Genomic DNA, 14058 nt, shown 5'->3' with positions numbered 1-14058 from the left:
AGACCGGCAAGGCGGCCAGCCTCCATGATGACCAGCATCACCATTTGCGGAAACCGGATTTCTCCGCCTGATCGTTTACAGGCGACTCCATTCCTATTCCCTTTTTATTAGTTACGGATGCGGAAAACAATCCATTACGCTGATACCCCGAGGTTGGCAGCGCGATACGAGAAGCACTGATTTCATTTTGCTGGTTCAGTTTCATTTCATTCTGCAGAAAAGCCGCAACCTGGTTTTTTTCCGTCTCACCCACCTTGCAGCGATGATTCATTTCGATTCTGGCAATCCTGTACCAGCCGCGCCGCCGGTAAAAATCCAGGTAAAACGCATCATCCTCAGATCCTCTTTCAGTAATTTTTTTCAGGTATTCTGGAGTATTTGCCTGATCAGGGTCATAAGACATGCGTATGATACCCGCAGCGGCAATAATATCCTCAGGAGGAACATAATCTGTAATAAGCTCATCCACGAATAGCAAATCGGCAGCATGGGCATTCAAACCGCTTTCAGCAAACACGCTATAACCATGAGCATGCACGTCAAACCCCTGACGAGCCTTGAATACATAGACATTGGTCCATATTTTCTGGGAATTGAAAGGAAAAAATGTTGCTGCGGCAAATCGCGAGGTAAATGCCACCACATTATCGCTGTCTGATTCAAATGGCGAGACGATCCCTTCCTCGCCCTGTGCATAAGGCGTAAAACCGTTTAGGAAAATCTCCGCAGGACTTCTGTCATCGCCGCGAAAACAGATTCGGTCAATTTTATGCGGTCTGATTTCCGACATAGCCAGTTTAATCTTGGGAACCGCAAAAACAGGATGAACAATGGATTTGATTTGTGTCAACGCATCGGCCACCGCAGCCAACAAGTTGACTATCTTGCCCGCCCGCGCTCCCTGCTGCCGAGTTCGCACGGTCTGCAAAAGGCGGCTGAGGATATCATCAGATGTTTCTCCTTCCGCTTGCTCGCTGATCCGCGCAAGCGCCTGCTGACACCGCTCCAGCAGGTCCGCTGTCAGTTTTTTATGTTTCTTGTGCATGCCGTGATAGGCGCGGAGTATAGAAACCGCATCACGGATTTTTTCCATAACGATTTTGTCGTGCTCAGACAGACTCATATTCGCTTTTCTCTCCAAACCAGCGTCGCAATAAAGCTGGTATTTTATCCTGGTGCGCAGACATCATGATTTCAGCCGCGCGGTGAACTTGCGGCAGCAGCTCACTATCGCGAATCAAATCCGCGACGCGGAACGACAAATCCCCGGTCTGCCGCGTCCCCAATACCTCACCGGGCCCGCGCAATTCCAGGTCACGCTGGGCTATTCTGAATCCATCCGTTGTCTCCCGCATGACCGCCAGACGTTCCCTGGCCAGATCGGATAAGGGTTGTTGATAAAACAGCACACAATGACTAGCCGCTGCCCCGCGGCCTACCCGGCCGCGTAATTGATGCAGTTGCGAAAGCCCCAGGCGCTCCGCGTTTTCAATAATCATCACACTCGCATTCGGCACATCCACGCCTACCTCAATAACCGTGGTCGCGACCAGCAATTGTATCTCTCCTTGTTGGAATGCCCGCATGACCTTGTCTTTTTGCTCAGGATTCATGCGCCCGTGTATTAGGCCGATTTTCAACATGGGCAAAAGTGACTTCAGGTCATCCGCCGTCTTGGTTGCCGCCTGACAGGCGATAACTTCTGACTCTTCAATCAAAGGACAAACCCAATAAGCCTGTCTGCCCTCCTGACAGGCTTCCCGAATGCGGGCCACCACTTCATCCCGTCGCCCGCTCGCCACCACACTGGTCATAACCGGTGTTCTGCCTGGCGGCAATTCATCTATGACAGAAGAATCCAGATCCGCATAAAAGCTCATTGCCAGCGTGCGTGGTATAGGAGTTGCCGTCATGACCAATTGATGGGGACAATTTTCCGCCTGCATGCCTTTTTTTCGAAACAGCGCCCGCTGATGTACGCCAAATCGATGCTGTTCATCCACGACAATCAGTGCCAGCGCAGCGAAATCCACTTCCTCCTGGAATAAAGCATGGGTACCCAGAATAATGTGCGCGTCACCCGTATTAACCGATTTCAACACCGCATTCCGGGCACGAGCTTTCACATGACCGGAAAGAAATGCCACATTAACACCCAAGGGTTCCATCCACTTCCTGAACACCCGGTAATGCTGTTCCGCCAACAGTTCCGTGGGAGCCATCATGGCCGCCTGAAACCCGCTTTCCACTGCTTGCAGCATAGCCAGCGCGGCAATCACTGTCTTGCCCGACCCCACATCACCTTGCACCAGCCTCAACATGGGATGTGCCCGAATCAAGTCTTGTTGAATTTCACGGCTCACACGCGCCTGAGCCGCGGTCAGCTGAAACGGCAGCTGCGCGAGAAATGAGCACGTGAGTTTTTCATGCTTTAATAATGGCACACCCTGGCGGGATTGAAATGTTTTTTTGATTTGCAGCAAACTGATACGGTGCGCGAGCAATTCTTCAAACACCAGACGCTTTTGCGGTATTGTCTTATTGTCTTGCAATACCGAAACCAGGGTTTCACGCGGCGGTCGGTGCACAAACCACAAAGCTTCTTTCAGGGTGGGAAAAGCCAGCGTTTGCAAAAGAGAGTCCGGCAGAATTTCATCCAAGACGGTTTCCTGATCCATTGTCTGCAGAGCGTGCAACGTCAGTTTCCTCAGCATATATTGGCTCAGGCCTTCCGTCGCTGGATAAATGGGCGTGAGATGCGAATCAACAGGGGGCGGCCTGTTCTCGGATATGACCTGAAATTCGGGATGCACCATTTCCCAACCCTGAGGGCCGATTCTCACTTCACTATAACAGCGCAAGCGCGCTCCCGGCCGCAGCACGCTTGCCTGAAATGGCAATACATGAAAAAAACGCAGGCGCATCATCCCGGTATCATCTTGCAGTTCGCACATGAGTTTCGTGCGGCCGCGCGGCGGCGCAATCACGTTTTTTATCACACCCTCAATGACAGCCGCATCTCCCGGAACCAATTGGCGTATGGGTTGTATGTGCGTACGATCCTGATACCGCGCGGGCAGATGCAGCAAGAGGTCTTGCAAGGAAAAAATTTCCAGTCGCGCGAGATGCCTGGCGATTTGTTTGCCCATGCCGCGCAGCTTGAATACGGGTATGGCAGCAGGAGCCGCTTTTTTTTCACGCAAAACACATACCTCCCTGATTACTTCCAGGACTTCATGCTTCATGTCTATAGTCTATATTGACGCTGATACCCTGGCTTGCTGCGGTCTATTATACGCATCAGGCTTCAAGTTGCGAATTCTGCCCCCGCGCGGACGCACACGCTTGTCAGGCAAGGCCAGGATCAGCGGCACAGGAGAGAAACATCGCCGCTCCCCCTTTGCGAGGAAGCGGCTGGCAGGCAGGACTCAACATTTATTCGTCAGGCTGGGAAGAAGCCGGGATGATTCATCATCATGGCCTTGAATAACCGTTTGATCGGGAGTAGCGGGACTGGAAAACAGGCGTGACAACCCGTCCAGGCTGGACTGTAGAGACGTATTTTGTGAAAGAACCGGCGTTGCCGCGGGTGATTGATTTTTATCCGCCGTCCAGTCACGCTCTTCTGCGGTAACAAGCGCCATCGCCCGGCGGAGCGCGCCTTTCACATCTGTTTCAAATCTGTCGATAGCAACTTTTTCCTGCTCGATTTCATTATATAAAAAGTTGCGATAACTGCTGCTGAAATTAAAATCCATCTCGGGCACCGGGATTTTGGTGACTATCAGAATGGCGAGCGCGATCAACTGGACAGCGGCTTTTTCCGAGATTTTTTCCCATCGCAGACAATGATTGAGTTCAGCCTGGATATTATCCACCAGTTTAATCATGTCTTCGGTGATTTCCATGCTGATATTGCACATGTCTATACAAATCTTGTGGCGCTCATGAGCAGATTTATTTCCATCCTTCAACGCCTGCGACAAGTCATGAAGCTCATTGCATAAAGACTGCACGGCAGCGTGAGTCTTTTCCAGCAAATCATGCAACTCATCCGAAGCCGGCTCAAGATCTGCCTTCAGTGCTTCAAACAGGTTTTCAAAAAAAGCCCGAATACCATGCACCACACTGTGATTGGCATTGATTTTCTTGACGCTGGCGTACCGCTGCAAATCCATGTCATCACCGATGATTTTCTCTTTTTCTCTTTTCCATTTTTCCAGTGTGACCTGAAGTTCAGCGCCTTGTTTTACCAGCTGCTCCTGGTACCCGCCCAGCGCATCCAGCGAAGTAACAACCTGACCGTGGTCCGGCTCCCCGGGCTGCGCTGGCTCATCCCTATCCATGCGCACAGCAGATGATTGTACAGCCTGGACCCGTGTATTTGCCTGAGGCAAGCCTGCATCCGGTTCGAATTCCTTTATATATGATTGAGGAAGGGGATCTTGAGGTTGTGTGACAGCAAGAGACATTAATGCGGCCGCCGTTGAAGTTGTACTTTTGACATAACCGCCTTTACCATCCGGTATCCAGAGCGGCTTGTCTCTTTTCTGCGGTATTGCCCGTTTCAGCGGCTTTTCATCCGGTTTTTTCTCTTCCTGGTTCCATCCAAAAATCCTACGCAACATGGTCTTCTCCTTATAGACTTTGTTTTTTACAAACAACTGCGCCAGTCAAAAAGATATAACATACCTCGCTTAAGGCTTTCTTAAGGTAGCCGCAAAAGAGTTTGCCAAGAAGGTTGAAAAAAATCATCGGCGAGTATAAAGTTCGCACTCTACAAGGGCGCGTTACTTGCGCCCTTCTTGCCGGGGTGGTGGAATTGGTAGACACGCAGGTTTCAGATGCCTGTGGGGGAAACCCCGTGGAGGTTCAAGTCCTCTCCTCGGCAATAAATGGATCTATTTCCACGTTCTCAAACGGGTTACGCAACACGATGGTATCCTTTCTGTCTGCCCCCGTTGAAATCATGTCAATGGGGACTCCCGCCAGCTTTTCAACGTGCAAAAGGTATTTTTGTGCGTTCACTGGCAGTTCGCTGAAACTGCGGATTCTGGCAGTCGATTCTGTCCAGCCAGGCAGCTCCTCGTAAACCGGTTCACATTCCGCAAACAATTCCGTTTCCAGCGGCGGGTAGAGGCAATCTTCGCCATGCAAGCGGTATCCGGTACAGACTTTAACCGTTTGCAAACCATCCAGCACATCCAGCTTGGTCACACATAATCCTGAAAAGCCATTGAGTTGAATGGAGCGGCGCAAAGCGGCAATGTCCAGCCATCCGCAGCGACGCGGACGCCCTGTAACCGACCCAAACTCGTTTCCCCGGCTTGCCAATTGTTTTCCGGTTTCATCTTTTAATTCGGTAGGAAACGGCCCGGAACCGACACGAGTCGTATAAGCCTTGGTAATTCCAAGAATATAATTGAAATGCCTGGGGCCATATCCGCTGCCGACACTAGCCGCACCCGCCACTGTATTGGATGAGGTCACAAAGGGATAAGTACCGTGATCTACATCCAGCAATGTCCCTTGGGCGCCTTCAAACATGATATTTTTGCCTTCATCCCGATAACGGGCGAGCAAAGCAGCGACATCCGCGCGCATGGGTTTTAATTTCGGAACCATCAGCAGGAGATTATCAAATAATTGCCGCAGCTCTATGGTTTCATGCCCATGATAATGCTGCAGTACAAAATTATGGTAGGCCAACACTTCTTCCAGCTTGTCCAGCAGCCGTTTTTCATTGAACAAATCACCAAACCGCAGTGCCCGCCTGGCCACTTTGTCTTCATATGCAGGGCCAATCCCGCGCCCCGTGGTGCCAATCGCAGACTTGCCCTTGGCCTGCTCGCGCGCCCTGTCCAGGGCAACATGGTAGGGCAGGATCAGAACACAGGCATCGCTGATACGAAGCCGCTCGGTCACAGGCACACCGCGGCGTTCCAGTTCTTCAATTTCTTCCAGGAGGGCGATCGGTGAAAGAACCACGCCATTACCTATCAGACACTGCACATGCGTATGGAGGATACCAGATGGTATCAACCGCAAAATGGTTTTCTGGCCGTCTATCACCAGTGTATGCCCGGCATTATGGCCACCCTGGAAGCGTACCGCTATAGAAGCTTGCTCCATCAGCATGTCAACGATTTTACCCTTACCTTCGTCACCCCATTGACTACCCAAGATTACAACACTTTTACCCATGATGAATTCTCACTCTAAAATTATCTGATTCTGGATTTGGAAGCTGGAAAAACCTGACACGCCCTGTCAACCCTGGTATAAATCCCGGGCAATGGTCACCAGGGCCAGCCCGATGAGCATGCTTGCAAGTCCCATGATACGCAGCGCCCTGTCGCTTTGTGTAAACATTTGCTGCATCAGCCTGCGCCAGAAGCGAGGCGACAAAAAGGGCAAGATGCCCTCAAAGACAAATAACAATCCTACCGAAGTGACGAAGACAAACCACATCATACAACCATCCTCCTCTTTGCAGAAGACAGGAAAGCGAAATGCTCCAGGTCTCGCGGCCGCCAGCTTTGACAGCCGCAGCACAGCACCCTGTCCATCCTGGTTATTAGACTCAAGGCCTGCTTCCCGTGTTTCTCGTTGTTTAATTCGTGACTATACTAGCGAAAAAGCGCTGACTATGCCATGCAAGGTTGACGCGTTTAATGGGCCGGGCGGCGTTTATGATTGATCAAAAGCTGATCGAGATCACCTTGCGGCATGCGTATCTGAAGATGACAATTACCCTCTTCATCTATCCGCTCTGACATGACAGCTTCCCGGGAATAGAATTCCGCCCGCAGTTTCGCCTGCCCGGGCCCCAGTATGACCTCCCGGCTGATCATATTCCTCCCCAGCATTTCACCTATCGCTGACGCCAATGCAGCAAGACCCGCGCCAGTCTGCGCGGAAAGAAATACGCGCCTGATTTGCCCAAATTCATCCCGGTCAATCTTAGGCTGGATTTCAGTATTCAAATCAATTTTGTTATAAACCAGTATACGGGGCACAGCTCTTGCGTGAATGGCTTCCAGTACCTGGTTGACTTGTTCAATATGACTGTCCCTGTTTATATCCTGACCATCCACCACATGCAGCAATAAATCTGCTTCACTCACTTCTTCCAGCGTCGCATGGAACGCTTCGACCAAATCATGCGGCAAATGCCTGATAAAGCCTACGGTATCAGCCAGAATCACTGGCCCGCACTCAGGGAAATCGACACGCCGCAAGGTGGGATCCAGTGTTGCAAATAATTGGTCGGCAACATAAACGGATGCGCCCGTTAACCGATTAAACAAAGTGGATTTGCCCGCGTTGGTATACCCAACCAGTGCGACAGTAGGAATAATGGCCTTGCGCCGAGCGCGCCGGCTTTGCTCCCGCTGACTGCGAATTTTCTCCAGCCTGAGGGTAATCTGCTTGATTTTATTGCGTATCAGACGGCGGTCGACTTCAAGCTGTGTTTCACCAGGCCCCCCGCGCAGCCCGATACCGCCGCGCTGACGCTCCAGATGCGTCCAGCCGCGCACCAGACGAGTTGACTGGTGCTTTAAAAAAGCCAGTTCGACTTGCAGTTTTCCTTCAAAACTGCGGGCCCTCTGGGCAAAAATATCCAGAATCAAACCCGTCCTGTCCAAAACCCTGCAATTGATGAGCCGCTCCAGATTACGTTCCTGGGCGGGCGTCAAAACATGATTGAAAATGACTAGCTGAGCTTTATTTGCCTGAACCACATCACGAATTTCATCGGCCTTACCGGAACCGACAAAAAATTTTGATTCGGGCACACGCCGTGTGCCCGTTACCATTTCAACAATTTCAGCTCCCGCAGACACCGCGAGTTCTTTGAATTCAGCCAGGTCTTCTGCCATTTGACCTGCTGGAAAATTGATATGAACCAAAACGACGCGTTCACCGCCGCTTGGGCGATCGTTCAAAAGCAACCTCCTCGTTTCCGCATGATAAGCCTGGGCACACTATGTCTATTCATGGGGCGGCAAGTTAGATTTGCTGCTATTGCCATTGTTTTTATTTCCATTACCATTGGTGTTAAACCCGCCGGTCGTATATTCAAAGGGTGAAGACACGTTGCGCGCCGGCACAATAGTGGAAATCGCGTGCTTATACACCATCTGGCTGACGGTGTTTTTCAACAAAACCACAAATTGATCAAACGACTCAATCACTCCCTGGAGTTTGATTCCGTTTACCAAATAGATAGAAACAGGGATTTTTTCCTTGCGCAAAGAGTTCAGGAAAGGATCTTGTAATGATGGTCCTTTTGTCATGTATTATATTCTCCAATTTGAATTATTAAATCCATCCTCTAGATGAGGCCACGCCCATATAGTACTAACCCGTTACATTCATTCAATATTTCTTGAAGGTCCGGAGTGGGAAACAACTGAGGATATCGAATATGGAATTCTTAAGCAATATCGATCTCATGCAAAACCGGCTTCTCCCCAAGCGACAGGCAGAATCCAGCGGCAGCACCAGTCAATCTCTCACAATGAATTGAGACAACATGACTATCAATTCCAACAAAAAAGATTGATCATTTATCAAACTGTTAATCTAAGTATGTTATATTATTATATTAAGACCCGATTGAGTTATGCGACAAGATAATTTGAGATCAAATTCCATGAGCAAGACCCATATTTCCCTGACAAAAACCTGCGCGAGCTGCGGCGAGCAAAAGCCTCTGTCAGAATTTTTACAACTGGCGGGCGCACAGGGTACAACCTATGGAAATATCTGCGCGTCTTGCCGTAAAACCCAAATGGAAAAAGATGCCGGTCACAAAGACACTGATGAAGTCACCACCCGAACCACCGGTGTCAAGATAGATTCCAAAGCAAAAGTCAAAGGCGACATCGACAAGCTAGAGTTCCGTAAACAAATGGAAACCGAATATTTCGATGAGCGTGAAAAGACTGAAGAAAAGGAAATCAAGCAAACACAGAAAACCCAGCATACCGCCCGCGAGGAAAAAAAACATCGCGAAGGTTTTCTGGAAAAGCGGTCTTTTCTGGATTCGTCAAAAAAGCCGGCCGGCACAAGCGCCGCACCCGTTTTTGGCGGTGAAGAACAAAAAGCACAGGCGGGAAAACTTGATTTCGCAACCGGCCCGGTAGAACACACGCGGGTAACTGGACAAATCAAGTTAACACAATCTCCCATCTACCAGGCATTCAAAAACTGGCTGGGGAACGCGCCCATCGTCAGCGCGGCGGAAAGAGCCGCAAAGCAGAAAACCAACCCTGGCGAAAAAGCGCATTCCGATCCGTTGATTGAACACATGAACAATAAATACAATCCGCGTAACAGAAAGTAATGAACCCGCCGGAGGCGCAAACAGCTCAAGGAGGACTGGCTTGTTTTTCACACGCTGACAGGACAGGGATGATCCCCCTCATATCCTGACACCCTCAAGTCTAAATATGACTTTTACTTTTGCAATAAGCTGTTCCCGCAACTAGTCCTCCCACCACTGCCATACCCAGACCCACTGCGATGATCGTATTTTTGTGCCGGTTCCAAAAGCCATGGCTGGATTCGGATGCGCGCGGCATGCTTTGGCTTGCCACAGGGGAACGATCGGCAGAATCGGATCCGCCTTGTCGCGCACTTTCAATTTCATTTTCCAAAGGAAGCACCATGACCAGGTTGTAAACGCCTTGCATCGCTGCACGGTATTTCTGAATGTCAGATTCGCTTCCTGAAGCGCACATGACACTCAGTTGTTTCAGAAGATAATCGAAATGATGATCGATCATCTGCCGCAGCTGCTCTTTATCGAGCGGCCTGCCGCCTGTCTCATGATGTATGCTTCGGAAATCTGCAATCAGCGCTTTCTTCATCAAATAGTTTGCATACGCATGCGCTCCCGTCTTCGGATGCAGTTCCAACAGTCTCGCGTAAACAGCATACGCTTTCACAATACAAAGCTGATCAGGCTGCCTACGTCCGGATCTGCCGATAAAGTGAGTCATGTTTGCTTCATTGCCGATAAGAGCGGGACTTCGTGAAACCTTCATTAACAGCTTCATCCTCCAGTCCCGCTCATGATCAGTAGGAGAGTGGCTGTGCAATCCAACAAATTTTCCGCGCGCAAACAACTCATATGCGCGATATTCGATATGACTGCTCCCGCTCATCAAAGCAGCGGTATTTCCTTGCGGCGTTTTTACAAAAACCCGATTGAAATAACCGGCATGCCTGTCATAATCCCGCTCCCGGCACAAGCGGTCATTAAATTCCCGCTCACCATTAGACATGGCATGCTCGTTGATATCCTCTTCGGATTGATTCATTAAACATAACGAATCCGGGAAATGTTCCCGGATAACTTGATTGATTGCCGCCCTCAAGGAAGTTGTCTCAGGATCAAACCCGATAATTTTCCCGCCATAACTTCCCAGGCGCGCTCTTAAAGCCCCCACGCTGTCGTTAGGCACAATAATACAGGACTCATCACTCAATCTGTGCGGCCCGACCGTCATGGTGTCATAATAAGCGCATCCCAGCACGTGATTGAATTGACTTAATGGCTCAAGATAAGCAATCAAGGAATTCTCCCAATCACCGCCGGAGTTTGCCTGAAACAGACCATTCCACCACCAGTGAATATGAGGCCTGTCAACAAACGAATCTGTATATTGATTTTGTTCAAAAGCCAGATGAGCGCCTATCACTGCGTCGTCTGTCAGCATGGTGTCATCATGAACCACTGCGTTAACGGCAGACAAAGCCTCATTGTAATTCTGCCGCGATTCATCATAAACGGCGAGATACTCTTTCCCGGTGTCAAAAAGACAATTCAATATTGAATTTGACTGTAGCGGATGAACCAGAACGACTCGCCTGGAGAAATCATACGAGAGGGCCGCATCAAGAATGACCCTAGTCTCATCGCTCGCGAGTTCAGCGGGTGTTTTTCCGCGCGCATCAAGCGCATACAAATCCGGGAGAGCGGCAAACTGATTTCTGGCATCACAAACAGCCTGGGCTGCAAGATGAAAGTTTTTTCTCGCTATGACATGCAGAATCGTATCACCTCGTGCGTTTTTCGCATTTAAATTGATATGCGCGGCAAATCTGCTCATGAAGGCAAGAATATGATTCTGTGCGTCCGGCAAGTCATCGCTTCTTTCCAGTATACGATGCAAAATGGATATTCCATTTTGCCGCTCAAAATGCGCGAAAATCTCGGAAATATTCTGCTGATCCGCGATAAAATCGCTCAATTGAGATAAGCTTAAATCCTTTTTGGAAAGGGATTCCTCAATCACGCGTACGATTAAATTTGAACTGGTCATCATTTTTAAATATCGCCGTTTCTATGAAGATGCCGTGCACACGCCACTGCAGCTCCTGGTAACCGAATTATAACTCGTTTTCGTCTCATGCAATCCTATCATTTGTATATTTTTTAATCAATAAAAACCTTGCGAGACAAATAATGTTATCATAATGATCCCTTGGGCAAACGCCAGAAATATCTCTGAATGCCCGCCTTTTCCTTGGCCTTGTTTCTTGCAAAAGGTGTGCGCCAGCTTCTCTTCTAGCACTTAAGCAGTCTGTTAACCGTCTTGTCTTCTCCATGCGCCTCCTGCTCCGGCGCAAAAGTATTCCTAAAATTTCAATAACTTATATTTCAACCCCGGTATGTCTTAAATTTAATCATTCTTTCTGCACTGTTTAATAATTGGTTAATAATAGTTTGTTTAAAATATTACCCAACAATTATTATTAAATAAAAACGAGGCTGATAATGTCGCATTCAAGAAAAAATGAATCTTTTAACGAGGATTTTGCTGAAAATGTAATTCTGGTTTCATCGGTGCAAAGTGAATCCGCGATGAATTTTTTAATTTCCGATCCTTCATATGAAGGTCTGGTCGCTGAAGTCTTATCCAACGAACTGGATCCCGCGACTGTTGTTTTTGAAAGAACAGAACACTTCATAAAAAATGACGGCACCATCGCCAGTCATTTGAACTTTACAGCCAATCAGTATGCCTCTGCTTTTGTAGACAGGCCTCATATGCACTGGACGTGGAATGGCCTGGTCCACGCCAATTCAGGCGGAGACTGGGAAACAGCAAGAATCGCTTACCTCGAACCATTGTCAGAGTTTGCACATGTATTCAGCTGCGCGCCCTATGACACCATGGTAGTGGGTTCCCACACGCTTAGCCGCAGATCTATTATTCTGGTACCCATGGAAATCCTGAACAGCTTAAAGAAAAAAATGGAGCGATATGAAGGCGAGATCATAGGCTATGACCCTAAAAAAATGTCCTTGAGACAAGCTGTGGCAACAATCATACAAGACAAATTTCCACACGCTTTTCGACTGGTCAACAAAAACAAGACAGATATCTGCACTTTGTCGGTATCTGACGGAAAACGCAACATCGATATATCAGTCTGCTCTCATCATGATTACAACCAGGCATGTGGATATTTTAACGCCTATTATATCAAAACAGAGGATGAAGAAATTGAACTAATGGACAGCCCGAGCACTATACGATTGGCAGAGTATAGGGAATACACCCAGGGCAGACATGTAGGCTTGCATCACGGTTCTGCGACCGATATAGAATCACATGCCTCGTTCAAGAAACTGAAAGCCGTCTCTGAACATCCCGAATCAGCAATCGCCAAAAATATGAGCGTGCTGGTCGGAGCAAAAGGTGCAAAATTTATCCCCGGCCTGCTTTCAGTCGAGGCATATCATAAATACGAGGATTTGCAGAGATATCACAAGGGGACTGGCTTGCGTCATTATGCCGACTATCTGGTCAAGAAAGCAATGATCGCAGACTGCAGAAGTATTCATTTTGAATTAGGCATGGACGGGTCTCTCAAATCAGAACAGTTGAAATCCATTATTGATGACCACTATGAAGAATTGCTGAATAATTTAGCCGCAGTTGCGACATCAGGATCAAAAAGCGATCTTCTCGCCTATCGTAAATCCTTGCTGGATGCGTACATGAAGGTACTCGGGATCCGCGAATTGAAGATTGCAGCCGACCCCTCAATCAGCGCATCGAGCCGCCGGACATCCGTTGTTCCAGCAGCAGGACCCGCTCTTCCAGCAGCAGGGAATGTTCGTGTGTCACGCTCTGGCCATAGTTTCTGGAGTACAAATAGACTGGCTGTCGGCATAGGAGCGCTTGTAGCAGGCGGCTTGATTGTCGGAGCAGCCTATCTTCTTAGGAACAGGAACTCCGGGTAAACTGCAGCAGCTGTATACCCGAGAAGACTCTGGCTTTCGCCGGGCGGGCTTATTCACTCTGTTTTTTAACAAGCTGTCCGGCTTCATTCACAACGTAATCTGACCCTTGATAGGTGAAAGAGAGCATACGGTTAAATTTCAGAGATCCTTCCCTGATTTTGATTAGCGGGCTGCCCACCGGATCTTTAGGCTGCTCGGTTCCCTCTGGCACGGGAAGAATATCGCTCTTTTTTATCACCACAGAAATGTAACCATGTTGCGCCTTGTTCGAGCGTGAACGGATAAATGATTCTATCTGGGTCTTGTCTGCGTACAGCGGCCTGTTAACACTGTATTCATAAAAAACAGAGGGATTAACCATTTTTTGCCAGGTCGGAAAAGCCAGACCCTGGGCATTGAATAAATAGACATAGACAGTGGTTTCATCTTCCGCGAGCCGGCTTATCTTTTTTTCGATTTCCTGCGCCATTTCCTTCAGGTCTTCTTCTATGCGCACGCGCAGTGCGTCCAGACGGTCATGTATGAAACGGAACTTGTCACCAATCTGGTATTTTTCACGCAGCTCTTTATCAAGCTGTATTGAATCTAGGACCAGCTTCTGGATTTGATCTTTAAGCTCTTTTTCACTGTTAGACATAGAACGCTCTGTTGCCCCATTAGTTCATAGCATGCAAAGATTATTCCGTTGTGAACATGACAACTTTCCCGGTTAGCATACTATGCCCAGGTAGTTTACTCTGTCTTCCCTGTGTTTTTTCGTCAAGCATCACCATACTCCGCCGTGAATAAAT

At 48.7% G+C, this 14058-nt stretch carries 11 protein-coding genes and 1 tRNA gene; 3 read left to right on the top strand and 9 right to left on the bottom strand.

What is annotated here, in order from left to right:
• Positions 1-37 precede the first annotated feature (37 nt).
• From AQULUS_RS02065 to AQULUS_RS02055, 3 genes are all read right to left on the bottom strand, one after another.
• Positions 38-1123 (bottom strand): hypothetical protein, encoded by a 1086-nt coding sequence (locus AQULUS_RS02065; protein ID WP_148338159.1) that lies wholly within the window; start codon positions 1121-1123, stop codon positions 38-40.
• The gene (gene recG, locus AQULUS_RS02060; protein ID WP_148338158.1) at positions 1110-3245 is read right to left on the bottom strand and encodes an ATP-dependent DNA helicase RecG; all 2136 of its coding nucleotides are present in this window, start codon (positions 3243-3245) and stop codon (positions 1110-1112) included. The genes AQULUS_RS02065 and recG overlap by 14 nt, the downstream gene beginning before the upstream one ends.
• Before the next feature lie 183 nt (positions 3246-3428).
• Positions 3429-4628, bottom strand: a complete 1200-nt coding sequence (locus tag AQULUS_RS02055) for a hypothetical protein (protein WP_148338156.1) — start codon at positions 4626-4628, stop codon at positions 3429-3431.
• Between the two features lie 179 nt (positions 4629-4807).
• Between AQULUS_RS02055 and AQULUS_RS02050 the strand changes: the two genes are divergently transcribed.
• Positions 4808-4891, top strand: a tRNA-Leu gene (locus AQULUS_RS02050).
• On the opposite strand, the gene AQULUS_RS02045 is transcribed toward AQULUS_RS02050, so the two are convergent.
• The 4 genes from AQULUS_RS02045 to hfq form a co-directional block, all read right to left on the bottom strand.
• Positions 4873-6204, bottom strand: a complete 1332-nt coding sequence (locus tag AQULUS_RS02045) for an adenylosuccinate synthase (protein ID WP_148338154.1) — start codon at positions 6202-6204, stop codon at positions 4873-4875. The genes AQULUS_RS02050 and AQULUS_RS02045 overlap by 19 nt on opposite strands.
• 66 nt (positions 6205-6270) lie before the next feature.
• A complete protein-coding gene (locus AQULUS_RS02040) occupies positions 6271-6474 on the bottom strand; it encodes a DUF2065 domain-containing protein (protein WP_197737275.1) in 204 nt (67 codons plus the stop codon).
• A gap of 197 nt (positions 6475-6671) precedes the next feature.
• Positions 6672-7949: a ribosome rescue GTPase HflX gene (hflX, locus tag AQULUS_RS02035; RefSeq protein WP_148338151.1), complete on the bottom strand. Its 1278-nt coding sequence runs from the start codon at positions 7947-7949 to the stop codon at positions 6672-6674.
• Positions 7950-7994: 45 nt separating this feature from the next.
• On the bottom strand, positions 7995-8300 hold the full coding sequence (hfq, locus tag AQULUS_RS02030) for an RNA chaperone Hfq (protein ID WP_148338149.1): 306 nt from the start codon (positions 8298-8300) through the stop codon (positions 7995-7997).
• 359 nt (positions 8301-8659) lie between these two features.
• Here hfq and AQULUS_RS02025 point away from each other — a divergent pair, with 359 nt between their 5' ends.
• Positions 8660-9352: a hypothetical protein gene (locus AQULUS_RS02025; RefSeq protein ID WP_148338147.1), complete on the top strand. Its 693-nt coding sequence runs from the start codon at positions 8660-8662 to the stop codon at positions 9350-9352.
• A gap of 100 nt (positions 9353-9452) precedes the next feature.
• On the opposite strand, the gene AQULUS_RS02020 is transcribed toward AQULUS_RS02025, so the two are convergent.
• Positions 9453-11339, bottom strand: coding sequence for a hypothetical protein (locus AQULUS_RS02020; RefSeq protein ID WP_148338145.1), 1887 nt, complete (start codon positions 11337-11339; stop codon positions 9453-9455).
• Positions 11340-11791: 452 nt separating this feature from the next.
• Here AQULUS_RS02020 and AQULUS_RS02015 point away from each other — a divergent pair, with 452 nt between their 5' ends.
• Positions 11792-13267, top strand: a complete 1476-nt coding sequence (locus tag AQULUS_RS02015) for a hypothetical protein (protein ID WP_148338143.1) — start codon at positions 11792-11794, stop codon at positions 13265-13267.
• A 49-nt stretch (positions 13268-13316) separates the two neighbouring features.
• Here the strand turns inward: AQULUS_RS02015 and icmQ are convergent, their stop codons facing one another.
• Entirely contained in the window at positions 13317-13904 is a 588-nt protein-coding gene (gene icmQ / locus AQULUS_RS02010) for a type IVB secretion system protein IcmQ (RefSeq protein WP_148338141.1), read from the bottom strand.
• Positions 13905-14058 lie beyond the last annotated feature (154 nt).

The sequence above is a fragment of the Aquicella siphonis genome (assembly GCF_902459485.1).
Lineage (GTDB): Bacteria > Pseudomonadota > Gammaproteobacteria > DSM-16500 > DSM-16500 > Aquicella > Aquicella siphonis.
This window is presented reverse-complemented; position numbering and strand designations above follow the sequence as displayed.